The sequence below is a fragment of the Streptomyces sp. NPDC058257 genome (assembly GCF_042881845.1).
In the GTDB taxonomy this organism is placed as follows: Bacteria; Actinomycetota; Actinomycetes; order Streptomycetales; family Streptomycetaceae; genus Streptomyces.
Genome location: NZ_JBHVXJ010000002.1, coordinates 255,440 through 281,378, shown reverse-complemented (window position 1 = coordinate 281,378; position 25,939 = coordinate 255,440). Strand labels below are relative to the sequence as shown.

Annotated in this window: 22 protein-coding genes; 10 read left to right on the top strand and 12 right to left on the bottom strand. The window is 69.0% G+C overall.

Features of this window, described 5'->3' with window-relative positions; genetic code table 11:
• Positions 1–33 precede the first annotated feature (33 nt).
• Positions 34–2,310 carry a transglycosylase domain-containing protein gene (locus ACFVXC_RS06590; protein ID WP_389902129.1) on the bottom strand — a complete coding sequence of 759 codons (2,277 nt, stop codon included), beginning with the start codon at positions 2,308–2,310 and terminating at the stop codon, positions 34–36.
• Between the two features lie 449 nt (positions 2,311–2,759).
• On the opposite strand from ACFVXC_RS06590, the gene ACFVXC_RS06585 reads away from it, so the two are divergent.
• The gene (locus tag ACFVXC_RS06585; RefSeq protein ID WP_383269756.1) at positions 2,760–3,104 is read left to right on the top strand and encodes a WhiB family transcriptional regulator; all 345 of its coding nucleotides are present in this window, start codon (positions 2,760–2,762) and stop codon (positions 3,102–3,104) included.
• Positions 3,105–3,220: 116 nt separating this feature from the next.
• Here the strand turns inward: ACFVXC_RS06585 and ACFVXC_RS06580 are convergent, their stop codons facing one another.
• The gene (locus tag ACFVXC_RS06580) at positions 3,221–4,744 is read right to left on the bottom strand and encodes an ArsA-related P-loop ATPase (protein WP_389902127.1); all 1,524 of its coding nucleotides are present in this window, start codon (positions 4,742–4,744) and stop codon (positions 3,221–3,223) included.
• Positions 4,741–5,721, bottom strand: coding sequence for an ArsA-related P-loop ATPase (locus ACFVXC_RS06575; RefSeq protein WP_389902125.1), 981 nt, complete (start codon positions 5,719–5,721; stop codon positions 4,741–4,743). Before ACFVXC_RS06575 ends, ACFVXC_RS06580 begins: the two co-directional genes overlap by 4 nt.
• Positions 5,722–5,803: 82 nt before the next feature.
• On the opposite strand from ACFVXC_RS06575, the gene ACFVXC_RS06570 reads away from it, so the two are divergent.
• The 4 genes from ACFVXC_RS06570 to ACFVXC_RS06555 all read left to right on the top strand — a co-directional run bounded on the left by ACFVXC_RS06570 (position 5,804) and on the right by ACFVXC_RS06555 (position 8,452).
• Positions 5,804–5,962, top strand: a complete 159-nt coding sequence (locus ACFVXC_RS06570; RefSeq protein WP_355686832.1) for a DUF4177 domain-containing protein — start codon at positions 5,804–5,806, stop codon at positions 5,960–5,962.
• On the top strand, positions 5,959–6,429 hold the full coding sequence (locus ACFVXC_RS06565) for a RidA family protein (protein WP_361190913.1): 471 nt from the start codon (positions 5,959–5,961) through the stop codon (positions 6,427–6,429). Before ACFVXC_RS06570 ends, ACFVXC_RS06565 begins: the two co-directional genes overlap by 4 nt.
• A gap of 213 nt (positions 6,430–6,642) precedes the next feature.
• Positions 6,643–7,509, top strand: a complete 867-nt coding sequence (locus tag ACFVXC_RS06560) for an NUDIX hydrolase (protein WP_389902122.1) — start codon at positions 6,643–6,645, stop codon at positions 7,507–7,509.
• A 112-nt stretch (positions 7,510–7,621) separates the two neighbouring features.
• Complete coding sequence (locus tag ACFVXC_RS06555) at positions 7,622–8,452, top strand: MBL fold metallo-hydrolase (protein ID WP_389902121.1); 831 nt, start codon at positions 7,622–7,624, stop codon at positions 8,450–8,452.
• 165 nt (positions 8,453–8,617) lie between these two features.
• On the opposite strand, the gene ACFVXC_RS06550 is transcribed toward ACFVXC_RS06555, so the two are convergent.
• Complete coding sequence (locus ACFVXC_RS06550; RefSeq protein WP_016642758.1) at positions 8,618–9,292, bottom strand: Crp/Fnr family transcriptional regulator; 675 nt, start codon at positions 9,290–9,292, stop codon at positions 8,618–8,620.
• Positions 9,293–9,593: 301 nt separating this feature from the next.
• Here ACFVXC_RS06550 and nth point away from each other — a divergent pair, with 301 nt between their 5' ends.
• From nth to ACFVXC_RS06535, 3 genes are all read left to right on the top strand, one after another.
• On the top strand, positions 9,594–10,634 hold the full coding sequence (gene nth / locus ACFVXC_RS06545) for an endonuclease III (protein WP_389902118.1): 1,041 nt from the start codon (positions 9,594–9,596) through the stop codon (positions 10,632–10,634).
• Between the two features lie 160 nt (positions 10,635–10,794).
• On the top strand, positions 10,795–11,544 hold the full coding sequence (locus ACFVXC_RS06540; RefSeq protein WP_389902989.1) for an NUDIX hydrolase: 750 nt from the start codon (positions 10,795–10,797) through the stop codon (positions 11,542–11,544).
• 49 nt (positions 11,545–11,593) lie between these two features.
• Positions 11,594–12,796 carry a MarP family serine protease gene (locus ACFVXC_RS06535; RefSeq protein WP_389902116.1) on the top strand — a complete coding sequence of 401 codons (1,203 nt, stop codon included), beginning with the start codon at positions 11,594–11,596 and terminating at the stop codon, positions 12,794–12,796.
• A gap of 40 nt (positions 12,797–12,836) precedes the next feature.
• Here ACFVXC_RS06535 and ACFVXC_RS06530 read toward each other — a convergent pair whose 3' ends face one another.
• From ACFVXC_RS06530 to ACFVXC_RS06505, 6 genes are all read right to left on the bottom strand, one after another.
• Positions 12,837–13,028, bottom strand: coding sequence for a hypothetical protein (locus ACFVXC_RS06530; RefSeq protein WP_389902113.1), 192 nt, complete (start codon positions 13,026–13,028; stop codon positions 12,837–12,839).
• Positions 13,029–13,307: 279 nt separating this feature from the next.
• A complete protein-coding gene (locus ACFVXC_RS06525) occupies positions 13,308–14,255 on the bottom strand; it encodes an alpha/beta fold hydrolase (RefSeq protein WP_389902110.1) in 948 nt (315 codons plus the stop codon).
• Entirely contained in the window at positions 14,252–14,767 is a 516-nt protein-coding gene (locus ACFVXC_RS06520; RefSeq protein ID WP_389902108.1) for a phage holin family protein, read from the bottom strand. Before ACFVXC_RS06520 ends, ACFVXC_RS06525 begins: the two co-directional genes overlap by 4 nt.
• A gap of 121 nt (positions 14,768–14,888) precedes the next feature.
• The gene (gene nhaA / locus ACFVXC_RS06515) at positions 14,889–16,310 is read right to left on the bottom strand and encodes a Na+/H+ antiporter NhaA (protein WP_389902106.1); all 1,422 of its coding nucleotides are present in this window, start codon (positions 16,308–16,310) and stop codon (positions 14,889–14,891) included.
• A gap of 220 nt (positions 16,311–16,530) precedes the next feature.
• Positions 16,531–18,534 (bottom strand): acetate--CoA ligase, encoded by a 2,004-nt coding sequence (acs, locus tag ACFVXC_RS06510; protein WP_389902104.1) that lies wholly within the window; start codon positions 18,532–18,534, stop codon positions 16,531–16,533.
• A 49-nt stretch (positions 18,535–18,583) separates the two neighbouring features.
• Positions 18,584–20,950: a bifunctional SulP family inorganic anion transporter/carbonic anhydrase gene (locus tag ACFVXC_RS06505; protein WP_389902102.1), complete on the bottom strand. Its 2,367-nt coding sequence runs from the start codon at positions 20,948–20,950 to the stop codon at positions 18,584–18,586.
• Positions 20,951–21,314: 364 nt separating this feature from the next.
• Here ACFVXC_RS06505 and ACFVXC_RS06500 point away from each other — a divergent pair, with 364 nt between their 5' ends.
• The gene (locus tag ACFVXC_RS06500; protein WP_389902100.1) at positions 21,315–22,595 is read left to right on the top strand and encodes a hypothetical protein; all 1,281 of its coding nucleotides are present in this window, start codon (positions 21,315–21,317) and stop codon (positions 22,593–22,595) included.
• A 150-nt stretch (positions 22,596–22,745) separates the two neighbouring features.
• Here the strand turns inward: ACFVXC_RS06500 and ACFVXC_RS06495 are convergent, their stop codons facing one another.
• Entirely contained in the window at positions 22,746–23,726 is a 981-nt protein-coding gene (locus ACFVXC_RS06495) for an ATP-binding protein (protein ID WP_389902097.1), read from the bottom strand.
• Between the two features lie 100 nt (positions 23,727–23,826).
• Between ACFVXC_RS06495 and ACFVXC_RS06490 the strand changes: the two genes are divergently transcribed.
• Positions 23,827–24,642, top strand: a complete 816-nt coding sequence (locus ACFVXC_RS06490; RefSeq protein WP_389902096.1) for an oxidoreductase — start codon at positions 23,827–23,829, stop codon at positions 24,640–24,642.
• Positions 24,643–24,961: 319 nt separating this feature from the next.
• Here the strand turns inward: ACFVXC_RS06490 and ACFVXC_RS06485 are convergent, their stop codons facing one another.
• A complete protein-coding gene (locus ACFVXC_RS06485; RefSeq protein ID WP_389902095.1) occupies positions 24,962–25,801 on the bottom strand; it encodes an HAD family hydrolase in 840 nt (279 codons plus the stop codon).
• Between the last annotated feature and the right edge of the window lie 138 nt (positions 25,802–25,939).

Below are 25,939 nucleotides of genomic sequence, written 5' to 3'. Positions count from 1 at the left end.
GGTCGGACTGACTACGGAGCGGCGGCCTACCGGCTACCGGCCCCAGCCGCCGATCCCGCCGCCGTCCTCGTTCCCGCCGATGGTGCCCGGCGGCAGGGAGATGTCCGGCCAAGGATTGCCGCCTCCGTTGCCGCCTCCGTTCCCGCCGTCGCCACCCCCGCCGTCGCCACCCCCGTCGTTGCCGCCTCCGCCGCCGTTGCCGCCGCCCGGCTTGTTGTCCTCGTGCGGCTTGTCCTTGTCCTTGCCCTTGCCGCCGTCCGGGATGTGGACGTTGTTGAAGCCCGGCGAGGGCTTGCCCGACAGGGCCCCGCTCATCGCGTCCCGCCAGATCGGACCCGGGACCTCACCACCGAAGACCTTGTCGTACGGGACTCCGCCGATGGTGATGTTGACCATCTTCCGCTTGTGCTGCGGGTCGCCGACCCAGACCGCGCCCGACATGTTCGGGGTGTAGCCCACGAACCAGGCGGCGAAGCGGTAGTCGGTCGTACCCGTCTTGCCCGCGCTCGGGCGGGAGCCGAGGCCCGCCTCCTGGCCGGTTCCGTCCTCGACCACGCCCTTCAGGAGGGTGTTGATCGTGTCCGCCGTCTTCGTCGTCATCGCGCGCGAGCACGTCGACTTCGGCACCGGCATCGACTTGCCTTCCGGATCGGAGATCGACTCGATCGCGATGGGCGAGCAGTACTTACCGCGCGCGGCGAACGTCGCGTACGCGCCCGCCATCGTCAGCGGCGACATCTCCTGGGTGCCGAGCGCGATCGACGGCGCCTGGTCCATCTTCCTGCCGTCGGCCCGCTCGACGCCCATCTTCTCGGCCATCTGTGTCACCGGGCAGATCCCGATGTCGCCGATCATCTCCACGTAGTAGGTATTGACCGACTTCGCGGTCGCTTCCTTCATGTCGTACGGGCCGACCTCGGTCTCGTTCTCATTGGTGAGCTTGTCGCCGCCCGAGTTCACCCACTTCTTGCCGTCGCACGCCGCGACGCTGCTGGGATACGGCATCTCGTACGGAGATCCATAGCTCTTGGTCGGCGGCGTGCCGCCCTCCAGAGCGGCCGCGGCCACGATCGGCTTGAAGGTCGATCCCGGCTGGTAGCCCGCGCCGCCGCCCACCGCGTGGTCCACGGAGAGGTTGATCGTGGTCTCGTCCTTCTTGAAGCCGTAGGGCCGCGACTGGCCCATGCCCAGGATCTTGCCGGTGCCGGGCTGGACGATGGTGGCCGCCGTCGCCACTTCGTCGGTCTGGTTGACGTGATCCTTTATCGAGGCCTGCACGGACTGCTGCGACTGCGGGTCGAGGGTCGTCTTGATCCGCAGACCGCCCTGGTTCCAGACCTTGGCCCGGTCCTCCTTGGTCTTGCCGAAGACCGGATCGGAGAGGAAGACCTCGCGTACGTAGTCACAGAAGAACCCGGCGCCGCTGACCGACGTGATGCAGCCGTTCTTGGGCCTGCTCACCTTCAGGCCGAGCGGCTTATCCTTCGCCGCCTCGGCCTCCGCCTGCGTGATGTCGTGCGTCTCGGCCATCCGCTGCAGCACGGTGTTGCGACGCTTGGTCGCTTCCTGCGTGTCGTTCACGGGGTCGTACCTGCTGGGGGACTGCACGATGCCGGCGAGCAGCGCGGCCTCCTGGACCTGCAGGTCCTTGGCGGGCTTGGAGAAGTAACGCTGGGCCGCGGCCTCGACCCCGTACGCCTGCTGCCCGAAGTAGGTGATGTTCAGGTAGTTGTTCAGGATGCGCTTCTTGCCGAGCTTGTCCTCGACCTGGATCGCGTACTTCAGCTCGCGGATCTTGCGCCCCAGCGTCTGCTGGGTGGCCTCGGCGACCTTCGTCGGGTCGTCGCCCGCCTCCTCGACGAAGACGTTCTTCACGTACTGCTGGGTGAGCGTGGACGCGCCCTGGGAGACTCCGCCGCTCTGCGCGTTCTGGTTCAGCGCGCGCAGGATGCCCTTCGCGTCGACGGCGCCGTGCTCGTAGAAGCGCGAGTCCTCGATCGCGACGATCGCCTTCTGCATGTACGGCGAGATCTGTTTGAGCGGCACCACGGTGCGGTCACGTGAGTAGACAGTGGCGATGGAGCCGCCCTTGTTGTCCAGGATCGTGGTGCGCTGACTCAGCGGCGGCTGCTTCAAGTTGGAGGGGATGTCGTCGAATCCTTCGACCGACCCCTTCGCCGCGAGGCCGAGCGCGCCGACCGCGGGCAGGGCGATGCCTGCCAGCACGGCTCCCGCGAGCACGCTGACACCTAGGAACTTCGCGGCCTGCTGAGTTGGTGACAGACCACCGCCGGAGCGCTTCTTTCCCATGAGGGCAGCCTACGTTCTGATTCGCCGGACACGCCTCAATGCCTTGGCCTAAGCTGCTCTCAACTGTCACAGCAGTGCGGTTTGGCAACACTCCCTCACCCCATCGGTCCCGAATCCCGAGTGGGGTCCCCTCTTCTTCACGAGGTTCGTCACGAGCTCGGATCGCGTTCGGAATGAGCTCGGGGAAGTGCCCGAAATCGCCTCATGCGGCATCCGATGCCCGTTGTGGCCCAGCTGAAGTGCCCGCATTTGCCGGGTTAATCACGCATGTCGCCAGCTCACTCCGTCGGGTGATCTGCCGCTTACGCATAGTCCGTTCGGGCCATTCAAGATTGGGCCCGAAGGGGGTGTTGCGCTGTGCCCACCTTCCGTAACGTCCTCAACTGGCGGCGGTGAATATGCCGCTGCCGCCGTGGGGGAGCCTCGATTCGGGAGAGGACGGCGCCGGTATGGGCTGGGTAACCGACTGGAGTGCGCAGGCGGCCTGCCGCACTACCGATCCAGATGAACTGTTCGTTCAAGGAGCAGCGCAGAACAGGGCCAAGGCGGTGTGCACCGGTTGCCCGGTGCGCACGGAGTGCCTGGCCGACGCGCTGGACAACCACGTCGAGTTCGGCGTGTGGGGTGGCATGACTGAGCGGGAGCGCCGCGCACTGCTGCGCAGGCGTCCCACAGTCACCTCATGGCGCCGTCTGCTGGAGACGGCGCGCTCCGAGTACGAGCGTGGCGCGGGCCTGCTGCCCGTGGACTTGGAGGACGACGAGACGTACGAGAGCTACGCGGCAGTGGGCTAGCGCCCGTCGGCCGCGGGGCGGTGGGGGAAAGCCTCCACCGGGCTGGGGAGAGTCCCAGCAGGCGCTGGGGAAAGGTCCCCGACGCCAGCCGCGCGGCAGTGGGTCAGTCCCGTTGCTCAGGCAGCTCCGGCCGGGTCAGTACCAGTACCGGCCGCGAGCCGGTCTCCGATGGCCCGAAGGCCTGCCAGGTCGTGCACGTCACCCGGCAGCGCCGTCACTTCGGCCACGGCCACCTCGGGGTGAAGCGCGGTGAAGCGGTCGCGCGTGTGCTGTTCGCGCGCGAGCAGCCTCATGCGTTCCGCGTGCAGTCGCAGCAGGCCTGCGGTCAGCTGTGCCACGGGCGGATGCGTGTCCTGGGGGCCGGAAGTGTCCTGGGGCTCGGAACTACCGGGGGTCTCGGAGGGCTCGGAACTACCGGAGGTCTCAGGGGTCTCGGAACGGTCGGGGGCCTCGGGGGAGTTGCCGGGAGCCTCGTGGGAGGTACGCACTCCAGCCTTCCCGTCCTCCTGATCCACAATGCGGCTCTCATCAAGATTTTCCGCGGCGGCAAGCGCCCGCTCGGCCGAGAGCTGAGCGGCACCGCTGCTGTGCACCCGGTTCAGTACGAGGCCGGCGAGCGGCATGTCGTCGGCGGCCAGGCGCTCCACGAAGTACGCCGCCTCACGCAGTGCGTCCCGCTCCGGCGATGCCACCACGAGGAACGCCGTACCCGGCGCCTGAAGCAACCGGTACGTGGCGTCCGCGCGGGTGCGAAAGCCGCCGAACATGGTGTCCATCGCGGCTACGAACGTCTGGACGTCACGCAGCAGTTGCCCGCCGAGCAGCTTGCCGAGCGCCCCCGTCATCATCGACATCCCGACGTTCAGGAACTTCATCCCGGCCCGGCCGCCCACCTTCGCCGGGGCCATGAGCACCCGGATCAGCTTCCCGTCCAGGAACGAGCCGAGGCGCTTGGGCGCGTCGAGGAAGTCGAGGGCCGAACGTGAGGGCGGCGTGTCGACGACGATCAGGTCCCACTCGTCGCGGGCGCGCAGCTGCCCCAGCTTCTCCATCGCCATGTACTCCTGCGTGCCCGCGAAGCCCGCCGAAAGCGACTGGTAGAAGGGGTTGTTGAGGATCGCGCTCGCCCGCTCCTTGTCCGCGTGCGCCTCGACGATCTCGTCGAAGGTGCGCTTCATGTCGAGCATCATGGCGTGCAGCTCGCCGCCACCGTTCGACCCGCCACCGTTCGACCCGCCGCTGTTCGGCCCGCCACTGTTCAACCCACTGCCGTCAGATCCGTCGATGCCGTCCGACCCGTCGCTGCCGTCAGATCCGTCGCCGCTGTCCGATCCGTCGATGGACTTGACCTGGCGCGGGACGTTGTCGAGCGAGTCGATCCCCATGGACTGGGCGAGTCGGCGTGCCGGGTCGATCGTCAGTACGACGACCTTGCGGCCCCGTTCTGCGGCGCGCAGGCCGAGCGCGGCCGCCGTGGTCGTCTTGCCGACGCCTCCGGAGCCGCAGCACACCACGATGCGGGTCTTCGGGTCGTCGAGCAGGCGGTCCACGTCGAGCGTGCGGGCCGGGTCCAGGGGGTGTGTCGTGTCCGGGGCCCGTGTCGTGTCCTGGTGTCGGTGTCGTGCGGGGTCCGAGGTCATGCGATCCCTTGCTTCCGCAGTTCCGTGGCGAGTTCGTAGAGCCCCGCCAGGTCCATTCCGCCGGCCAGCAGCGGGAGCTCGTGCAGGGGGAGGCCGAGGTCGCCGAGGACGGAGCGCTGGGATCCCTCCAGGGCGTGCCGCTCGGCGTACTCGGCGGCCTGCTCCAGAAGCGGATCGACCAGGCGTTCGGCGACACCGCCCCGGCGGGCCCCGCCGAGCCCGGCGGCGGACAGGGACTTGGCGATGGCGGTACGCGGGGTCCGGTCGAGTCCGAGCTCCAGGGAGGCCTCGTCGAGCAGCGTGGGCCGCACCATGTTCACGATGACGCGCCCCACGGGGAGCTTCGCGGCACGCAGCTCGGAGATCCCGTCGGTGGTCTCCTGGACGGGCATCTCTTCGAGGAGCGTCACCAAGTGCACCGCCGTCTCGGGTGACTTGAGTACGCGCATCACGGCCTGCGCCTGATTGTGTATGGGGCCGATCTTGGCCAGGCCCGCGACTTCGTCGTTCACGTTCAGGAAGCGCGTGATGCGGCCGGTGGGCGGCGCGTCCATCACCACGCAGTCGTACGCGTACCGCCCGCTCTTGTCCTTGCGGCGTACGGCCTCGCAGGCCTTGCCGGTCAGCAGGACGTCCCGCAGACCCGGTGCGACGGTGGTGGCGAAGTCGATGGCGCCGAGTTTCTTGAGCGCGCGTCCGGCGCCCCCCAGTTTGTAGAACATCTGGAGGTAGTCGAGCAGTGCGAGCTCGGGGTCGATGGCAAGGGCGTACACCTCCCCGCCCCCGGGAGCGACGGCGATCTTCCGCTCCTCATACGGCAGCGCTTCGGTTTCGAAGAGCTGCGCGATGCCTTGTCTGGCCTCGACCTCCACGAGGAGGGTGCGCTTGCCCTCCGTCGCGAGGGCGAGCGCGAGTGCGGCGGCCACCGTGGTCTTGCCGGTACCGCCCTTGCCGCTGACGACCTGGAGCCTGCTCACACTTCCGAGCCTAACCAGTCGCCGCCCGGACTAAGCAGGAGGCCACCGTGAGCAGCGCCTCACAACGGCTACAGTCGGCCATATGACCAAGTGGGAATACGCAACCGTGCCGCTGCTCGTCCATGCCACGAAGCAGATTCTGGACACCTGGGGCGAGGACGGCTGGGAGCTCGTCCAGGTCGTGCCCGGGCCGAACAACTCCGAGCAGCTCGTGGCCTACCTGAAGCGGGAGAAGGCATGAGTGGGGCCGTGGAGGCGAAGCTGGCCGAGCTCGGTCTGACGCTGCCCGAGGTCGTGCCGCCGCTCGCCGCCTATCAGCCGGCGGTTCAGTCCGGTGTGTACGTCTACACGTCGGGCCAGCTCCCGATGGTGGAGGGCAAGCTTCCGGTGACCGGCAAGGTCGGCGCGGAGGTGACCCCCGAGGAGGCCAAGGAACTGGCTCGTACGTGCGGCCTGAACGCGCTGGCCGCGGTGAAGTCCATCGCCGGTGACCTGGACCGCGTCGCGCGCGTCGTGAAGGTCGTCGGCTTCGTGGCGTCGGCCCCGGACTTCACGGGTCAGCCCGCGGTGATCAACGGCACGAGCGAGCTGCTCGGCGAGGTGCTCGGCGACAAGGGCGTGCACGCCCGCAGCGCGGTGGGCGTCGCGGTGCTGCCGCTGGACGCGCCGGTCGAGGTCGAGATCCAGGTGGAGCTGACCGAGGCGTGATCCTGGAACGGGCCGGGGCTTGATCCTGGGGCTGGTTCGGGACGGGTTGTGGGTTGATCCTGGGGCTGGTTCGGGACGGGTTGTGGGTTGATCCTGGAGCTGGTTCGGGGCTGGTTCGGAGCTGGTTCGGGGCCGGTTGAGGCTTGATCGCTGCCCTCTGGCACCCGATAGACGCCTCTCGAACATCGGCTCACCAGGAGATAGCCTCCGCCCATGGCTAATGGGCAGTGGTATCCCCCGGAGTGGCCCGACCGCATCCGTGCGCTGAGCAGCGGTGACCTGAAGCCCGCGACTCCGCGCCGGGCGGCCACGGTCATGCTCCTTCGGGACTCCGTGGCGGGCCTTGCCGTACACATGCTGCGCAGACGCGCCTCCATGGCTTTCGCCGGAGGCGCGTACGCGTATCCGGGCGGCGGCGTGGACCCGCGCGACGACGACCACCTCGTGCGCTGGGCGGGCCCGTCCCGCGCGACGTGGGCGGCGCGCCTGGGCGTGGACGAGCCGGGCGCCCAGGCGATCGTGTGCGCCGCCGTCCGCGAGACGTACGAGGAAGCGGGTGTGCTGCTCGCGGGGCCGACCCCGTCGAGCGTCGTCGGCGACACCACGGGCGACGACTGGGAGGCGGACCGCGAGGCGCTGGTGGCCCGCGAATTCTCCTTCGCCAAGTTCCTGGACCGCCGGGGCCTGGTCCTGCGCAGTGACCTTCTCGGCGCGTGGGCCCGCTGGATCACTCCGGAGTTCGAGCCGAAGCGCTACGACACGTTCTTCTTCGTGGCCGCCCTCCCGGAGGGGCAGCGCACCCGCAACGCCTCCACGGAGGCGGACCGCACGGTGTGGATCGCTCCGGGGGAGGCCACCGCGGGGTACGACAAGGGCGACCTCCTGATGATGCCGCCGACCATCGCGACCCTGCGCCAACTGAGTCTCTACGGGTCTGCCGCCGACGCCCTTTCCGCGGCCCCGGAGCGCGACCTGACCCCGGTCCTGGCCCAGGCCCGCCTGGAGGACGGCGAGTTGGTGCTGACCTGGCCGGGCCACGAAGAGTTCACCAAGCACATCCCCACGGGGGATTCCGCATGACCATGACTATGGCGACGCCCGCCGTCACCACGGCGACGCCTGCCGTCACCACGGCCATGCCCGCCGTCACCACAGCCACGCCTGCCACGAACCGGACGGGAGCCACCCCCGCATGACCGAAGCCGCCGCCCTCCCCGGCCAGCCCCGGGGCGGAGTCCTCAGCGGTCCCGCCACCGCGCGCGCGGTCAACGTGCTGGCCCCCAACGCCTCCGCGATGACGCTGGACGGAACCAACACCTGGATCGTCTCCGAACCCGGCTCAGGGCTCGCGGTCGTCATCGACCCGGGCCCTCTGGACGACGTACACCTGAAGAACGTCATCGCCACGGCCGAGAAGGCCGGGCAGCGGGTCGGGCTCACCCTCCTCACCCACGGCCACCCGGACCACGCGGAGGGCGCCGCGCGGTTCGCCGAGCTGACCGGCACCAAGGTGCGGGCCCTGGACCCCGCGCTGCGTCTCGGCGACGAGGGACTGGAGGCGGGGAGCGTGATCACGACGGGCGGCCTGGAGCTGCGCGTGGTCCCGACGCCGGGACACACCGCGGATTCCCTCTGCTTCCATCTCCCGGCCGATCAGGCTGTCCTGACGGGTGATACGGTCCTGGGTCGCGGTACGACGGTCGTAGCGCACCCTGACGGCCGCCTGGGGGACTATCTCGACTCCCTGCGGCGCCTGCGGTCCCTGACGGTCGACGACGGCGTGCACACGGTCCTGCCGGGCCACGGCCCGGTCCTTGAGGACGCTCAGGGCGTCGTCGAGTTCTACCTCGCCCACCGCGCGAACCGCCTGGCCCAGGTCGAGACGGCCGTCGAGAACGGCTACGTGGCGCCTACGGATGTGGTCGCCCACGTGTACGCGGACGTGGACCGCTCCTTGTGGCCGGCAGCGGAACTCTCGGTACGGGCGCAGCTGGACTACTTGCGGGAACACGGCTTGATCTAGCCGCAGGGCGGGAACGACCACCTGCCGCCCTGCAGCCCCGGTGGGTGCCACCTGTGTGGGTGCCACCTGGCGGGCGGGGAAGCCTGTGGCGGAAGCGCGAATGGGGCCCTACCTCAACAGAGGCGGGACCCCATCCGCGTACGAAACAGCGTCAGCGAAAACGCGTCAGCGAGAACGCTTGGCCAGCCGCTCGACGTCCAGCAAGATCACCGCGCGGGCCTCGAGCCGGAGCCACCCGCGCCCGGCGAAGTCCGCGAGCGCCTTGTTGACCGTCTCGCGGGAGGCGCCGACCAGCTGGGCCAGCTCTTCCTGCGTGAGGTCGTGCACGACGTGGATGCCCTCTTCGGACTGCACACCGAAGCGGCGCGACAGGTCCAGAAGGGCGCGGGCCACACGCCCGGGCACGTCGGAGAAGACCAGATCGGACATCTGGTCGTTCGTCTTGCGCAGGCGCCGCGCGACGGCGCGCAGCAGCGCCGCGGCCACCTCGGGCCGTGCGTTCAGCCACGGCTGAAGGTCGCCGTGGCCGAGGCCGAGCAGCTTGACCTCGGTGAGCGCGGAGGCGGTCGCCGTACGCGGGCCCGGGTCGAAGAGCGAGAGCTCACCGATGAGCTCGCCGGGGCCGAGCACCGCGAGCATGTTCTCCCGGCCGTCGGGTGAGGTGCGGTGAAGCTTCACCTTGCCCTCGGTGACCACGTAAAGGCGGTCTCCGGGGTCACCTTCATGGAAAAGCGCATCCCCGCGCGCGAGCGTCACCTCACTCATGGAGGCGCGGAGCTCCGCGGCCTGCTCGTCATCGAGCGCCGCGAAGAGCGGGGCGCGCCGCAGAACGTCGTCCACGAGTTCTCTCCTTGTCGACCTGCATCAGGGGACCGTGCTCCCCATTTTGCCGGACGGTCCAAACAGTGTGATCAGTCACAAGTCTGCCGCACTGGCGTCGCGTGCTGTGCGGGAGGGGGCCAATTGGGGGCCGATCCATAGGGTCCGGGGCGGATGTCAGTGTCGGGCTCTAGGCTGGCCGAGTGTCCAAAAGCCGGTGAGAGCACAGGCCAAGGGGATTCGGAAGGTTACAGCCTGCCCGGGTTCCGCTGTGGGCGAACATGCTTCCATTGGTCCAGAGAATGCGACAAAAGGGACAAGGGTGCCACCGGTGAGTCAGCCTTCGGAGAAGAATCAAGCCACCGCCGGCGCGGCGAAACGCACCCCCGCGAAGAAGGCCGCCGGGACCTCCGCGAAGAAGGCCGCCGGGACCCCCGCGAAGAAGGCCACCGCACCCGTGGCGAAGAAGACCACCCCGGCCAAGACCAAAGCCCCGGCCACCAAGACCCCGGCCACCAAGACCCCGGCCAAAGCCGAGACCCCGGCCAAAGCCAAGACCCCGACAAAAGCCAAAGCCAAACCCCCGGCCAAGCCCAAACCCGAGTCCCACGCCGCCCTCGTCCGGCGGGCCCGCCGCATCAACCGCGAGCTCGCGGACGTGTACTCGTACGCCCACCCCGAGCTGGACTTCGAGAACCCCTTCGAGCTGCTCGTCGCCACGGTCCTCTCCGCGCAGACCACGGACCTGCGGGTGAACCAGACGACCCCGCGCCTCTTCGCCGCGTACCCGACCCCGGAGGACCTCGCCGGCGCCAACCCCGAAGAGGTCGAGGAGCTGATCAGGCCGACCGGGTTCTTCCGGGCGAAGACGAAGTCGATCATGGGGCTCGCCGTCGCCCTGCGGGACAACCACGGAGGTGAGGTCCCCGGCTGTCTGGAAGACCTGGTCAAGCTGCCCGGCGTGGGCCGCAAGACCGCGTTCGTCGTGCTCGGGAACGCCTTCGGGGTCCCCGGCATCACCGTGGACACCCACTTCGGGCGGCTCGTCCGCCGGTGGAAGTGGACCGAGGAGACCGACCCGGTGAAGGTCGAGGCCGCCATCGCCGACCTCTTCCCGAAGAGCGAGTGGACGATGCTCTCGCACCGCGTGATCTTCCACGGCCGCCGTATCTGCCACTCCCGCAAGCCCGCCTGCGGTGCCTGCCCGATCGCCGATCTCTGCCCGTCGTACGGGGAGGGCGAGACCGATCCGGAGAAGGCGAAGAAGCTCCTGAAGTACGAGATGGGCGGTCTGCCGGGCCAGCGCCTCAAGCCCCCGCCGGACTATCCGGGGAAGGCGGCGCCCCCGCTGGGCGCCGCATGAGCGAGGAACGAACCGAGGGGCCACAGGCGTTGTCCACAGTTGGACGGGGGTGCCGATGACGCACGCGAGCGACACGAGCGAGACAACCGACACGAGCGATACGCACATGAGTGACACGAGCGACATGAGTGACACGAGCGGTATGAGCGGCATGAGCGGCATGAGTGAGGGCAACGGCCTCCAGGGGCGGCTCGACCGGACCGGCCAGCCCCGCCGACCCGGTCCCCCCGGCAGCCCCAACGGACACGTGCGTCTCAGCACCGAGGGCCTGCCCGCTTGGCTGGATCCCGTCGCCCGCGCCGCCGAAACCGTCCGGCCGACCCAGCTCAGCCGCTTCCTGCCCCCGGAGAGCGGCGCCGGGCGCAAGTCCGCCGTGCTCGTCCTCTTCGGAGAGGGCACGCGCGGCCCCGAGCTGCTCCTGATGGAGCGTTCCGGCAGCCTTCGCTCGCATGCGGGCCAGCCCTCCTTCCCCGGCGGCTCCCTCGACCCCGAGGACGGTGATCCGCTGACGGACGGCCCCCTGCGCGCCGCCCTGCGCGAGGCCGAGGAGGAGACGGGGCTCGACCCCCGAGGCGTACAGATCTTCGGCGTGCTGCCCAAACTGTTCATCCCGGTGAGCGACTTCGTGGTGACCCCGGTGCTCGGCTGGTGGCGCTCGCCCACCCCCGTCGGCGTCGTCGATCCGGCCGAGACGGCCCGCGTCTTCACGGTTCCCGTGTCCGATCTCACGGATCCCGACAACCGCGCGACGACACTTCATCCGAGCGGCCACCAAGGCCCGGCCTTCCTCGTCGAATCGGCTCTGGTCTGGGGTTTTACGGCTGGAGTGATCGACAGGATTCTGCATTTCGCAGGCTGGGAACGCCCCTGGGACCGCACCAAGCAGGTGCCGCTCGACTGGCGCGCATGACAAGGTTGCGGGGACGTGGCGACCGCGATGCGAGGCGAGGATTGAATCGGTGAACGTGCTGGACATCCTTTTGGTGGTCGCCGCCGTATGGTTCGCGGTCATCGGCTACCGCCAGGGATTCGTCGTCGGCATCCTGTCGGTGATCGGTTTTCTGGGTGGCGGACTCGTCGCGGTGTACCTGCTGCCCGTCATCTGGGGCGCCCTCACGGACGACGAGGGAGCGGTGAGCACGACGGCCGCCGTCGTCGCCGTGGTCATCGTGATCGTCTGTGCCTCCATCGGCCAGGCCTTCACCACGCACTTGGGCAACAAGCTCCGCCGGTACATCACTTGGCAGCCCGCCCGCGCCCTGGACGCCACGGGCGGCGCGCTGGTCAACGTACTGGCGATGCTCCTCGTGGCCTGGCTGATCGGCTCCGCCCTCGCGGGCACGACGCTGCCGACGGTCGGCAAGGAAGTACGCAACTCCAAGATCCTGCTCGGCGTTTCGCGCGCGCTGCCGGGCCAGGCGGACACCTGGTTCGCCGACTTCTCGTCGGTCCTTGCGCGCAACGGCTTCCCGCAGGTCTTCAGCCCGTTCTCGAACGAGCCCATCACCGACGTCAAGGCACCCGACCCCAAGCTCGCCAAGAGCGCGGTCGCCACGAAGGCCAAGCAGTCCATCGTGAAGGTGCAGGGCGAGGCCCGCGGCTGCGGCAAGGTCCTCGAAGGCACCGGCTTCGTCTTCTCCGACCGTCGCGTGATGACGAACGCGCACGTGGTCGGCGGAGTGGACGAGCCGACGGTCCAGATAGGCGGGGATGGCCGGACGTACGACGCGAAGGTCGTGCTCTACGACTGGGAGCGCGACATCGCCGTACTGGACGTGCCGACCCTCCAGGCGCCCGCGCTGCAGTTCACGTCCAAGGACGCGTCGAGCAGTGACAACGCGATCGTCGCGGGCTTCCCGGAGAACGGTCCGTACGACGTCCGACCCGCGCGCGTGCGCGGGCGCATCACCGCCAAGGGCCCGGACATCTACCACCGGGACACCGTGCGCCGCGACGTGTACTCGCTCTACGCGACCGTCCGTCAGGGCAACTCCGGCGGCCCGCTGCTCACGCCCGAAGGCAAGGTCTACGGCGTGGTCTTCGCGAAGTCACTGGACGACCCGGACACCGGCTACGCGCTCACCGCCGACGAGGTCCGCGAGGACATCAAGGCGGGCCGAACCGCCAACCAAGAGGTCGACAGTCAGGGCTGCGCGCTGTAGCCGGGGCCGCAGTCGGGGAGCAGTCGGTGGAGCAGGCGGATCAGTCGCGCGTATGCCTCAGCCGCGCCGAGACCCAGCGGGCCCTGCGGCGCAGGATGTGGGGAATGCCGATGCCTTCTTGAGCAGGGCCTTCATGGCCCGGATCATGCGGACCGCCCCTCTCACGGCTGTTCAGCGCGATGGCTGAGCGGCGGTTGCGTGCTACTTCACTGTAGTCGTGCGTCCAGCCCATACCCCGACGTGTGCCCGTGCCTCAAGGTCGGTAACCGCGCACACGCGCCCCAATTGGCCTATGCGGGTGGCAAGTAGCCGTTCGAAGAACAGACGTTCCCCTACTCCCGGGTATGGGCGTCTTTCTGACCCTGTTTCAGGTATTTGCCGTCCCCGGCCGACTCTGACCGAGTACTCCGCCGACTCTGATCGCGTACCCCGCCGATCCCGATTCAGTCCCCGCACGGCCTATCGATCCGGAGCCCCGCGCGGTCTACCGATCCGGAGCCCCGCGCGCGGTCTACCGATCCGGTTCGGGATCCTTCAGCCAGTTCACCAGCTCGGTCGAGAAGGCGACCGGGTCCTCCTCCTGCGGAAAGTGCCCGAGTCCGTCGAACAGCCGCCAGCGGTACGGCGCTTCGACGTACTCGCCCGAGCCCGCCGCACTGCGCGTCCGCATCACCGGGTCCAGGGAGCCGTGCAGATGCAGCGTGGGAACCTGCACGGGGCGCTTCATGCGCCGGTTGAACTGGATGCCGTCCGGACGGGCCATCGACCGCACCATCCAGCGGTACGGCTCGATCGCGCAGTGCGCCGTCGAGGGGATCGTCATGGCGCGGCGGTACGTCTCCACCGCCTCGTCGCCCGGAAGCCGCGGCCCCGACCAGTCACGCACCAGACGCCCCACCAGAGCCGCGTCACCCGCGACGAGTTGACGCTCCGGCACCCACGGGCGCTGGAAGCCCCACACGTACGAACTCGCGGCGGTCTGCTTGCGGTCCGACAGCATCGCCGAGCGCCAGCGCCGCGGATGCGGCATCGAGGAGACGGCGAGGCGGCGCACCAGCTTGGGCCGCATCACGGCCGCCGTCCACGCGAGGTACCCGCCCAGGTCGTGCCCGACGAGCGCGGCGTCCGGCTCACCGAGGGACCGCACGACGCCCGTGATGTCGAGCGCGAGGTTCGCCGGGTCGTAACCGCGCGGCGTACGGTCGCTGCCGCCCACGCCCCGCAGGTCCATCGCCACCGCCCGGAAGCCCGCGTCGGCGAGCGCCACCATCTGATGCCGCCAGGCCCACCAGAACTGCGGAAAGCCGTGCAGGAGCAGCACGAGCGGCCCGTCGCCCATCTCGGCGATGTGGAAGCGCGCGCCGTTCGCGGCGACGTCCCGGTGGGTCCACGGTCCTTCGATGCGCACGGGTGACGTCGGTTGGGCCGGATGGGGGGTGGGTGTGGCGGGGTCCGTCATGAAGACGAGCGTGCCACAGCTGCCGCCTTCTCACTGCCACGATCCAGGGTGGCACCCGCGGTGGTGACCACGTCCACGGGGCTCACCGCACGCGGGTGCGGCTTGGCGTTCTGCAGCACGGCAGCCGTCTCCTTGGCCGAAGCGGCGACCTTCTGCGGCCCCTTGCCCTTCTTGGCCTTCTTCGCGAAGACGACGCCGATCAGCGCGAGCACCCCGGCGACCAGCACGTTCGCCGCGAAGGAGAGCACAAAGCAGATCGCCATGTTCCAGCCGCTCCACGTACGGATGCCGTACGCCAGGGCGAAGCTCAGCATCGGCAGCGAGAAGATCAGCACCGTCCCCGCCGCGGCGAACGCGGCGCCGCCGACCGCACCCCGCTTGACGTCCTGCCGCAGCTGGGCCTTGGCCAGCGCGATCTCGTCGTGCACCAGCGCGGACATCTCGCTGGTCGCCGTGGAGACCAGCTGGCCGAGGCTGCGTTCGGTGCCGACGGGCCCGTCGGGTGTGCTCATCGCTTTCCCCTTCTCCGTAAGCCTGCGTATGCGTGCTCACAACGTCTGTTCAGATACGACTCGGATACGACCGCTCGGATACGACCGCTCAGTTCAGTCTGCGCAGTCGAACCTGCTCAGATCATGCCGGACCATCGTCTCCGGCGCGTGCCCCGGCCGACACTTCGGCAAGCCTGCGATGTTCGGCCGCCTTCTTTTCGTAGATCGCGGCCATCCGCAGGTGGTACTCCGGCTTGTCCTGTTCGTACACGTCCGGGATGCCGTCGAGGTCGTCGTCGCGCTCCTCGTCGTCGTACAGCGCGCGGTAGCGGGCGTTGCGCACCTTGAGCAGGATCCCGGAAAGCACGGCCGCTATGAGAGAGCCCATCAGGACGGCTGCCTTGATCTCGTCGGTGAGCAGCGGGTCCTCGGTGAAGGCGAGTTCGCCGATCAGGAGGGAGACGGTGAAGCCGATACCGGCGAGCGAGGCCACCGCGAACACGTCCGGCCAGGCGAGTTCGTCGTTGAGCTCGGCCTTGGTGAACCGGGCGGCGAGCCAGGTTCCGCCGAAGATGCCGACCGCCTTGCCGACCACGAGACCGAGCACCACACCGAGCGTCTCCGGCTTGCTGAACACGTCCCCGAGCGCGCCGCCCGACACGACGACACCGGCGCTGAACAGCGCGAACAGCGGAACCGCGAGGCCCGCGGAGAGGGGTCGTACAAGGTGTTCGATGTGCTCGCCCGGCGAGTGCTCCTCGTCCTGTCGGCGGGTGCAGCGCAGCATCAGGCCCATCGCGACACCGGCGATCGTGGCGTGGATGCCGCTGTTGTACATCAGCCCCCAGATGACCAGGGCCAGCGGAACGTATACGTACCAGCCGCGTACACCCTTGCGGAGCAGCAGCCAGAAGACCGCGAGGCCGATGACCGCGCCGCCGAGCGCCGCGAAGTTGAGGTCGCTGGTGAAGAAGACCGCGATGATCAGGATCGCGAAGAGGTCGTCGACGACGGCGAGCGTGAGCAGGAAGGCGCGAAGGGCGGACGGCAGCGAGGTGCCGATGACCGCGAGGACGGCGAGGGCGAAGGCGATGTCCGTGGCGGTCGGCACCGCCCAGCCGTCCGTGGAGCCGCCGCCGACCGTGTTGACCAGGACGTACACGAGAGCCGGTACGGCCATGCCGCAGAGTGCGGCGATGACGGGGAGCGCGGCGGCCTTCGGGTCGCTCAGGTCGCCCGCGACGAGCTCGCGCTTGAGTTCGATGCCGGCGACGAAGAAGAAGACGGCGAGCAGCCCGTCGGCCGCCCAGTGCTGTATCGAGAGGTCGAGGCCGAGCGAGCTCGGTCCCAGGTGGAAGCCGCGCACGGATTCGTACGACCCGGCTGCGGTGTTCGCCCAGATCAGCGCGGTGATGGCGGCTACGAGGAGGAGGACACCGCCGACGGTCTCGGCGCGCAGCGCGTTCGCGACGAAGTTCCGCTCGGGCAGCGAGAGCCGTCCGAGAACCTTGCGGCTGTTGCCGCGGCTGTTGTTCTTGCCGTTGCTGGGTGCGGGCGCGGCCACGGGGGTCGACCTCCGGTCGGTAGGCAGGACGAATCACTTGCCGACCAGACTTCCCGGCGCACCTAGGTTCTTCTTTGTCGCGTTGTTGTCGTGATGTTGACGCGATCCTTAGCGTACCTAACATGCGAACGGACTTATCCGGCGATCTTCACTTTATGCGCAAGAGGGGCACTCGGCGTGGTGCCGGGTGCCCCTCTCGGGTCCAAAGATCAGGTCTGACCTAGTCCTCGCTGGGTGCGGCGGGCAGCTTGTTCTGGATCAGGTCCATCACGGAGGAGTCGGCGAGCGTGGTGACGTCACCGACCGCGCGGTTCTCGGCGACGTCCCGGAGCAGGCGGCGCATGATCTTCCCGGACCGGGTCTTGGGCAGCTCTGCCACCGGAAGGACCCGCTTGGGCTTGGCGATGGGGCCGAGCGTGGTGCCGACGTGGTTGCGGAGGTCCGCCACGAGTCCCTCGTCGTCGGCGTTCGCCGTGCCGCGCAGGATCACGAACGCGACGATGGCCTGTCCGGTGGTCTCGTCCGCCGCGCCCACGACGGCCGCCTCGGCGACCGCCGGGTGCGAGACGAGCGCGGATTCGACCTCGGTGGTGGAGATGTTGTGCCCGGACACGAGCATCACGTCGTCCACGCGGCCGAGAAGCCAGATGTCGCCGTCGTCGTCCTTCTTGGCACCGTCTCCGGCGAAGTACTTGCCCTCGAAGCGCGACCAGTAGGTATCGATGAAGCGCTGGTCGTCGCCCCAGATGGTCCGCAGCATCGAGGGCCACGGCTCGGTCAGGACGAGGTAGCCGCCACCGCCGTCCGGCACTTCGCGCGCCTCGTCGTCGACGACGGTCGCCGAGATGCCCGGAAGGGCGCGCTGGGCGCTTCCCGGCTTGGTCTCGGTCACGCCGGGCAGCGGGGAGATCATCATGGCGCCGGTCTCGGTCTGCCACCAGGTGTCCACGATGGGGCACTTGTCGGCGCCGATGTTCTTGCGGTACCACATCCAGGCCTCGGGGTTGATCGGCTCACCGACCGACCCGAGGACCCGCAGGCTGCTGAGGTCGAACTTCGCGGGGATGTCGTCGCCCCACTTCATGAACGTACGAATGGCGGTGGGCGCGGTGTAGAGGATCGTCACGCCGTACTTCTGGACGATCTCCCAGAAGCGCCCCTGGTGCGGGGTGTCGGGCGTGCCCTCGTACATGACCTGCGTCGCGCCGTTCGCCAGCGGGCCGTACGTGATGTACGAGTGCCCGGTGACCCAGCCGATGTCGGCCGTACACCAGTAGACGTCGCTCTCCGGCTTGAGGTCGAAGACGGCGTGGTGGGTGTACGCGGCCTGGGTGAGATAGCCGCCGGAGGTGTGCAGGATGCCCTTGGGCTTACCCGTCGTACCCGACGTGTAGAGGATGAACAGCGGGTTCTCCGCGTCGAACGCCTCGGGGCTGTGCTCGGCGGACTGGCGCTCGGTGAGCTCGTGCCACCACACGTCGCGGCCCTCGGTCCACGCCACGTCCTGGCCGGTGCGGCGCACGACCAGGACGTGCTCGACGGAGCTGTCCTCGCGCGCGACGGCGTCGTCGACCGCGGGCTTCAGGGCGGCGGGCTTGCCCCGACGATAGCCGCCGTCGGAGGTGATGACGACCTTGGCGTCGGCGTCCTTCACGCGCTTGGCGATGGCGTCGGCCGAGAAGCCGCCGAAGACCACGGAGTGCGCGGCGCCGATGCGGGCACAGGCCAGCATCGAGATGACGGCCTCGGGGATCATCGGGAGGTAGACGGCGACGCGGTCGCCCTGGCGGACGCCCAGCTCGGTCAGCGCGTTGGCGGCCCGGCTGACCTCGTCCTTGAGTTCGGCGTAGGTGATGGCCCGGCTGTCGCCGGGCTCACCCTCGAAGTGGATCGCCACGCGGTCGCCGTTGCCGGCCTCCACGTGACGGTCCACGCAGTTGTACGCGACGTTGAGCTTCCCGTCGGCGAACCACTTGGCGAACGGCGGGTTCGACCAGTCGAGCGTCTCGGTCGGTTCGGTGGACCAGGTCAGGCGGCGGGCCTGCTCGGCCCAGAAGCCGAGCCGGTCAGCCTTGGCCTGTTCATACGCCTCCGCGGTGACATTGGCGTTGGCCGCCAGGTCGGCCGGCGGCGCGAACCTTCGCTCTTCTTTAAGAAGGTTGGCCAGGCTTTCGTTGCTCACGACATCTCCCATTCCCAGGGTGTCCGTTGTGTCCAAAGCCACAGCTCATCAGACGTATACCCCTGGTGACAAGAGCCTGCCGAAAATTGGTTTAGACCTTTACTCGGGTGGGGGGCTCCTCACGCGGTGTTCCTTCGTGCGGTGACGGGGTGACCTGGTCGAATACATCGTCCGGGCTCTCGGTGAGGAGATACGCCTGCGCCTCGCCGACATGGAAGTACATGCCGTGCAGCTCCAGGGTGCCCTCGGCCATGCGCCGCGCCACCGACTCGTGGCCGCGCAGGTGCTCCAGTTGCTGGACCACGTTGGTCAGGCAGAGCTGCTCGACCGCGTCGGCGGGTGCCCGTCCCGCGAGCCGCGCCCAGCCGCCCTCGTCCTTGTGCGCCGCGAGACGCTCGAGGCTCGGCGCCCCGTGCCGCAGCCACCGCTTCAGGGGTGTCTGCGCGCCTCCGGGCGGGGTGCCGAGGAGTGCCTGCATCGCCCCGCACCCGGAGTGCCCGCACACGGTGATGGACCGCACCTCAAGGACGTCCACCGCGTACTCGATCGCGGCGGCCACCGAGTCGTCCCCGCTCTCGGCGCCCGGCAGCGGCACCAGGTTGCCGACATTGCGTACGACGAAGAGGTCACCCGGGCCGCTCGACGTGATCATCGAGGTGACGAGCCGGGAGTCGGCGCAGGTCAGGAAGAGCTGCGAGGGCTGCTGGCCCTCGCGGGCAAGGCGGGCGAGCTCGCTCCGCACGTGCGGGGCCGTGTTCCGCTGGAACGCGCTGATGCCGCTTGCCAGTTGGTGCCCGCTGGGCCGGCTCTCGCCCCGGGGGGCTTCCAGCGGGCGGTCGCAGTGGTGGTTGCGCCAGGCCGTCCAGGGCCTGCAGCAGGAGTGCGAGGCGCTCGCGGGCTCGGCGATCCGCGTCCCCGCGCGTCCGGTCACCTCGACGTTGCCGCCCTGCGCGGTGTGCGCGTCCTGCCAGCACTGCAGTGCTTCGTACGCCGCGTGGTCCATGAATGATCCGTCCAGCTCCACGATGGTGGATGCCCCTTGGGGTACGAGGTGCAGCGCTCTGCTGAGGCGCGGCACGGCGAGGAAGGTCAACTGGCCGCGCACGCGCACGTGGTGGGTGCCGTCCTCCTCGGTGTGGGTGATCCGGGTGCGGGCGAGGCGGTGCAGCGCGACGGCCACGGCCACGGCGACCCCGAGGGCCACGCCTTCGAGTACGCCGAGGAAGACGACGCCGAGTGTCGTGGTGGTGTAGGCGAGGATCTCGCGGTGGCGGGTGATGGTGCGGATGTGGTTCAGGTTCACCATCTGGATGCCGACGGCCATCACCAGGGCGCCCAGCGCGGCGAGCGGGATCAGCTCCAGCAGGGGAACCATCAGCAGGGCGGCTACTACTACCCAAACGCCGTGCAGCATCGTGGAGTTCCGGCTGACGGCACCGGCCTTCACATTGGCCACGCTGCGCACCGCGACCCCGGCGACGGGGAGCCCGCCGAGCACCCCGGACACGGCGTTGGCCGCGCCCTGGCCGAGCAGTTCGCGGTCCAGGTTGGAGCGGCCGCCACCGGTGCCCAGGTCGCGCCGCCCGGAGACGAGCTTGTCCACGGCGACGGCGCCGAGCAGTGACTGCACGCTGCAGACCAGCGTGATCGTGAGCACGGCGGCGGCGAGCCCCAGCACGGGGCCTTCGGGCAGGCCCGCAAGGGAGTGACTGCGCCACGATGGGAGGTCGACCTTGGCCACGCTCAGCCCTGCGAACGCGGCGACGGCCGTCGCCGCGGCCACGGAGACGAGGGGCGCGGGCAGGACACGGACGGCTTTGCCTACGCGGCCGGGAATCCGCGGCCAGAGCAGCAGCACCGCCAGGGTCAGCACGCTGATCGTCAGCGTGGCCGGGTGAAGGTCGGCCAACTGGGCGGGCAGCGCGCGGAGGTTGTCGAGCACGGTGCTCTGCGGGGTGCCGCCGAGCACGATGCGCAGTTGGGCGACGGCGATGGCGACGCCGATGCCGGAGAGCATGCCGTGCACGACGGCGGGGCTGACGGCGAGCGCTGAGCGGGCCACGCGCAGGCAACCCAGGGCGAGTTGGGCGAACCCGGCGAGAACGGTGATGGCGCAGGTGGTTCGCCAGCCGTATTGGTGGATGAGGTCGGCTGTGACGACCGTGAGCCCCGCGGCGGGGCCGCTGACCTGCAGCGGCGATCCGCCGATCCGTCCGGCGACGAGGCCGCCGACTGCGGCGGCGACGAGGCCCGCCTGGAGCGGTGCTCCGGTGGCGAGCGCGATGCCGAGGGACAGCGGCAGGGCGATCAGGAAGACGGCGATGGACGCGGATACGTCGGTGCCGGCGATGCGGAACTTGCGGAACTTGCGGAATTTGCCGGGCGGCGGTGCGTGGGGCTCGTGGTCGCGTGAGGCGTGGGCCGAGTCGGTGGCATGGGTGGGGACGCAGGCAGACATGGTTTCCCGTCTCCTCCGGGGCAGCGCGGTCGCGGAACAGGGGGTCCTCCGGCGGTCTCCGGAGGGCGGGTCGCGGCCGTGGGTCACGGCGTTGCAGCGGCGGGATATCTCAACTCTCGGTAAATGAATCGTAATGGAGAGTAAATGCGAAGGATAGACAAACGAGGCAAATGGGTCAGTAGATCACTCTAGAGAGTGATTAAAGCTATTTGTCGGCTTGTCGGAACATCTGGCCCAAACCTTCGTGCGACGTTGGCGGCACTGTCGGGCATTTCAGGGCAATTGCACCGCGACACCTTCGGTGATGACCCCTGCAGCCATACCCCGACCCGTAGCCGACTCGAAGGAAGAAGGTGGGCGGAAGATGGCCGCCACCCAGAGGATCCAGCGGATCGCCGGGGGCGTCACCGCCCTCACCGCATGCGCCGCAGTACTGGCCGGTTGCGCCAGCGGCGACACCGGCGCCGAGAAAGTCACACACGGAGCCAAGAAGGCGTCCCCCGCCCCGGCTCCCAAGAGCGCGGTACGCATGATCGGTGACGGCTCCACCGCCTTCACTGGCCAACAGCCGCACCTGCCCCGCCCCGCGCGACTGAGACCCGGCCAGAAGCCACCCCAGTTCGTGGTCTTCTCCTGGGACGGCGCCGGTGAGGACAGCCAGAAGCTCTTCTCGCACTTCCGCAAGGTGGCCAAGCGGAACGACGCCACGATGACGTACTTCCTCAGCGGCGTGTACATGCTCCCCGAGGCGAAGCGGAAGCTCTACGACCCGCCGCAGCACCAGTCCGGGAGCTCGGACATCGGCTTCAACGACCGCAAGGGAATCAAGAACACCGTGGAGCAGCTCCGCGGCGCCTGGCTCGAGGGCAATGAGGTCGGCACCCACTTCAACGGCCACTTCTGCGGCACCAGTGGCGGCGTGGGCCAGTGGTCGGTGGCCGACTGGAAGAGCGAGATCAACCAGGCCAAGTCCTTCGTGAAGGCCTGGAAGACGAACACGGGCATGAAGAAGGCGAAGCCACTGCCCTTCGACTACGACAAGGAACTCGTCGGCGCGCGCACGCCCTGCCTGGAGGGCCAGAAGAACTTCATGCGGGCGGCCCGTGAGCTGGGCTTCCGCTACGACACCAGTGGCGTCAACGACCAGATCTGGCCCAAGAAGAAGGAGGGCCTCTGGGACCTGTCGATGCAGCTGGTCCCCGTACCCGGCCGCAAGTTCGAGACACTCACCATGGACTACAACTTCATGGTCAACCAGTCGGGCACGACCTCCCAGGGCGACCCGGGCAAGCACGAGTACTGGGGCGACCAGATGCGTGACGGCCTGCTCCAGGGCTTCAACCGCGCCTACAAGGGCAACCGCGCCCCGCTGATCATCGGCAACCACTTCGAGTCCTGGAACGGCGGCACGTACATGCGCGCCATCGAGGAGACGATCGAGTCCGTCTGCACCAAGCGCGACGTGCGGTGCGTCTCCTTCCGGCAGCTCGCCGACTGGCTCGACGCCCAGGACCCGCAGACCGTGGAGCGCCTGACCAAACTCCGGGTCGGCAAGGCCCCGAAGGAGGGCTGGGCGTCCTTCCTCTCCGCCCGGCCCGCACCGGCGCCGAAGGGAGTCCCGGGAGCCCCGGCCGACAAGCCGTAGCCGCCGTCAGGCGCTCTGCGGCTGCGTCTCGCGCAGTACGAAGTCGGGGCCGACCTGGGCAGCCAGGAAGGACCCTCCTTCTGCACCCCTCGCACCGCTTAGCGGGCTTCGGGGTGCTGCGCCGGACTCCGTCCGCCGGTCGGCGTGCCGTCAGGCGCTCTGCGGCTGTGACTCGCGCAGTACGAAGTCGGGGTCGACCTGGGCAGCCAGGTCGGCACCCGTTCGTTCGTTGCCCCAGCTCTGCGCGTTCTTCAGATGGAAGTGGACCATCTGCTGGGTGTAGCGGTCCCAGTCCCTGCGCTCGTACGAGGTGTCGGCGGCGATCTGAAGTGCCCGCAGGGCGTGGCGGTTGTCGTCCTCCAGGAACTCGAACCGGGGCGGGCGGCCCTTCTCCATGGCGCGCACCCAGTCCGAGTGCCCGACCGTCACCAGGAGGTCGTCGCCCACCTGCTCGCGCAGGAAGTCGATGTCGTCCTGGCCCTGCACCTTGTTGCCGACGACCAAGAGGCCGACGCCGAAGTCCCGTGCGTATTCCTTGTACTGGCGATAGACGGAGACGCCCTTGCGGGTCGGCTCGGCCACCAGGAACGTCATGTCGAAGCGGGTGAACATGCCGGACGCGAAGGAGTCCGAACCCGCCGTCATGTCGACGACCGCGTACTCGTCGCGCCCGTCGGCCAGGTGGTTCAGGAGCAGCTCCACCGCCCCCGTCTTGGAGTGGTAGCAGGCGATACCGAGGTCGGCTTCGGTGAACGGCCCTGTGACCATCAAACGCACGGCTGCGTCGTCGAGTTCCACCGGCCGCGCGCACGCGTCGTACACGGGGTTGTCCTCGCGCACCCGCAGGATCCGCGAACCCGCGCCGGGCGGCGTCGTCTTGATCATCGTGTCGGCGGAGGCGATCCGGGGGTTGGAGCCCCGCAGGTAGTCCTTGATGAGCGGGATGCGCGCGCCCATGGCGGGCAGCTCGGCGGCGTCCGCCTCGTCGAGGCCGAGCGCTGGGCCCAGGTGCTGGTTGATGTCGGCGTCCACCGCGAGGACCGGCGCTCCGGTGGCGGCGAGGTGTCGGATGAAGAGCGAGGACAGCGTGGTCTTGCCGCTGCCGCCCTTCCCTACGAAAGCGATCTTCATGTTCACCAAGGGTAGTCGAGTGACTACCTGGTGTATCGATCCGGCGTGAAGAAGACCACTCCTTCGTGGGGGAGTGCGGTGGGTGCGTAGGGTCGTACTCATGAGTACGACAGCCGATCCGCTCGCGGCCCTGGGCGCACTGCCCGGCGTGGCCGACTCCGTGGACTCCGTGCGCAAGGCCGTGGACCGGGTCTACGGCCACCGGATCATGCGGCGCCGCAGCAACGAGATCACCTCCGAGGCGGCGCTGCGCGGCGCACGCGGCTCGGCGGCGCTCTCCGGTGCCGACTGGGCGCTCGAAGAGGTAAGGCGTCGCAGCGACTTCAGCGGCGACGGCGAGGCCCGCACGATCGGCGCGGCCCTGCGACTTACCGCGGAGGCGGGGCAACTCCTGTCCATCTGGAGGCAGTCCCCGCTCCGGGTCCTCGCGCGCCTCCACCTGGTCGCCGCCGCGGAGAACGACGAGGCGGCGGGCCGGCCGCGCCTTGCGGGTGAGCCCGTGGACGAGCCGCTGGTCGAGCTGGATGCGCCGGACTCCGACGAGGTGGCGGGCCGTCTGGAGGGTCTTTCGCGGCTGATCATCGCAGGCGGCTCCGCACCGGCTCTGGTGACGGCGGCCGTGGTGCACGGCGAGCTGCTCAGCCTGCGCCCCTTCGGCTCGCACAACGGCCTGGTCGCGCGGGCGGCCGAGCGCATCGTCCTGGTGGGCAGCGGGCTCGACCCGAAGTCCGTCTGCCCGGCCGAGGCGGGGCACGGGGAACAGGGCAGGGCGGCCTATGTAGGGGCGCTCGACGGGTACGCGTCCGGGACTCCGGAAGGAATGGCGGCCTGGATCGCCCACTGCGGGCGGGCCGTCGAACTGGGGGCCAGGGAGTCGACGGCGGTCTGCGAGGCGATGCAGCGCGGCGCGGCCTGAGGCGCCTGCGGAAGAGGCCCTGAACAGGGATGCGGCGGTACGAGTTCTCGTACCGCCGCTGGCATGTTCACCGTGTTACCAAGCGTCCTCGAAGGTTGCCCATCAGGTCGGGAACTTAGCCCGTCACCTGGTGCGGCTGGCCCGTAATCGACGGGTCGACGTCGCGTGGGTGCTCGGTGTTCATGCTTCGGTCCGTGGGGCCTTAGTTGCGTTCAAAGGTCATCCTCTCGGATGTCCTTGGTCTCGCGGGCCGTTGAATCCTTTGTACTCCTGTCCTGGAGTAAGCGGAAGTGCTGGCACTACTTCTTTACTTTTAGGTTCAAACAAGGGTGAATCGGGCGCGTGAGGTCCGGCGTCGGCTCACGAACCACACGAGGCCCGCCGTGGCCGCCGCGGCACCCACCGCCGCCACCGCGACGAGCGCGGGCCGGGACGGCTTCTGGCGCCGTTCCTTGAGGCGGACCGGGCGGTGGAAGTCGAGAATCGGCCACTCGCGCGCGAGGGCCTCACGCCGCAGCGCGCGATCGGGGTTGACCGCGTGCGGATGCCCCACGGACTCGAGCATGGGGAGGTCGGTCGCCGAGTCGCTGTAAGCGTGACAGCGGTCGAGGTCGTACCCCTCGGACTCCGCGAGTTCCTTGATCGCCGTCGCCTTGGTGGGGCCGTACGCGTAGTACTCCACCTCGCCGGTGAAGCAGCCGTCGTCGCCGACCACCATCCGGGTCGCCACCACTCGGTCCGCGCCCAGAAGTTCGCCGATCGGCTCGACCACTTCGGCGCCCGACGTGGAGACGATGACGACGTCCCGCCCCGCGGTGTGGTGCTCCTCGATGAGGGAAGCGGCCTCGTCGTAGATGATCGGGTCGATCAGGTCGTGAAGCGTCTCGGCGACGATTTCCTTGACCTGCTCCACGTTCCATCCGCGGCACAGCGCGGACAGATACTCGCGCATCCGCTCCATCTGGTCGTGATCGGCTCCGCCGGCGAGGAAGACGAACTGTGCATATGCAGTTCGCAGTACAGCCCTGCGGTTGATCAGGCCGCCTTGGTAGAACGACTTGCTGAAGGTGAGAGTGCTCGACTTCGCAATGACCGTCTTGTCCAGGTCAAAGAAGGCGGCTGTGCGGGGCAAGGAGTGGTTTTCCACGAGCCCGAGCATAGGCGCCCACCATTCGGCGTAAGGTGAGGCGCGTGGGTTTGCCTGAGAAGGCTCTCGGGTACACCATGGAAGTCACGGATCGTTCGCGACCGTGCTAACCCGGTCTGGCTCCTCCCCCCCCGAGTCGGACCGTGGGGA

Coding starts and splice junctions, on each gene's coding strand:
- ACFVXC_RS06590 (WP_389902129.1), bottom strand. CDS start 2,310: ATGGGAAAGAAGCGCTCCGGCGGTGGTCTGTCACCAACTCAGCAGGCC.
- ACFVXC_RS06585 (WP_383269756.1), top strand. CDS start 2,760: ATGGGCTGGGTAACCGACTGGAGTGCGCAGGCGGCCTGCCGCACTACC.
- ACFVXC_RS06580 (WP_389902127.1), bottom strand. CDS start 4,744: ATGACCTCGGACCCCGCACGACACCGACACCAGGACACGACACGGGCC.
- ACFVXC_RS06570 (WP_355686832.1), top strand. CDS start 5,804: ATGACCAAGTGGGAATACGCAACCGTGCCGCTGCTCGTCCATGCCACG.
- ACFVXC_RS06565 (WP_361190913.1), top strand. CDS start 5,959: ATGAGTGGGGCCGTGGAGGCGAAGCTGGCCGAGCTCGGTCTGACGCTG.
- ACFVXC_RS06560 (WP_389902122.1), top strand. CDS start 6,643: ATGGCTAATGGGCAGTGGTATCCCCCGGAGTGGCCCGACCGCATCCGT.
- ACFVXC_RS06555 (WP_389902121.1), top strand. CDS start 7,622: ATGACCGAAGCCGCCGCCCTCCCCGGCCAGCCCCGGGGCGGAGTCCTC.
- ACFVXC_RS06540 (WP_389902989.1), top strand. CDS start 10,795: ATGAGTGAGGGCAACGGCCTCCAGGGGCGGCTCGACCGGACCGGCCAG.
- ACFVXC_RS06530 (WP_389902113.1), bottom strand. CDS start 13,028: ATGGGCTGGACGCACGACTACAGTGAAGTAGCACGCAACCGCCGCTCA.
- ACFVXC_RS06525 (WP_389902110.1), bottom strand. CDS start 14,255: ATGACGGACCCCGCCACACCCACCCCCCATCCGGCCCAACCGACGTCA.
- ACFVXC_RS06520 (WP_389902108.1), bottom strand. CDS start 14,767: ATGAGCACACCCGACGGGCCCGTCGGCACCGAACGCAGCCTCGGCCAG.
- ACFVXC_RS06505 (WP_389902102.1), bottom strand. CDS start 20,950: ATGTCTGCCTGCGTCCCCACCCATGCCACCGACTCGGCCCACGCCTCA.
- ACFVXC_RS06500 (WP_389902100.1), top strand. CDS start 21,315: ATGGCCGCCACCCAGAGGATCCAGCGGATCGCCGGGGGCGTCACCGCC.
- ACFVXC_RS06495 (WP_389902097.1), bottom strand. CDS start 23,726: ATGAAGATCGCTTTCGTAGGGAAGGGCGGCAGCGGCAAGACCACGCTG.
- ACFVXC_RS06490 (WP_389902096.1), top strand. CDS start 23,827: ATGAGTACGACAGCCGATCCGCTCGCGGCCCTGGGCGCACTGCCCGGC.
- ACFVXC_RS06485 (WP_389902095.1), bottom strand. CDS start 25,801: ATGCTCGGGCTCGTGGAAAACCACTCCTTGCCCCGCACAGCCGCCTTC.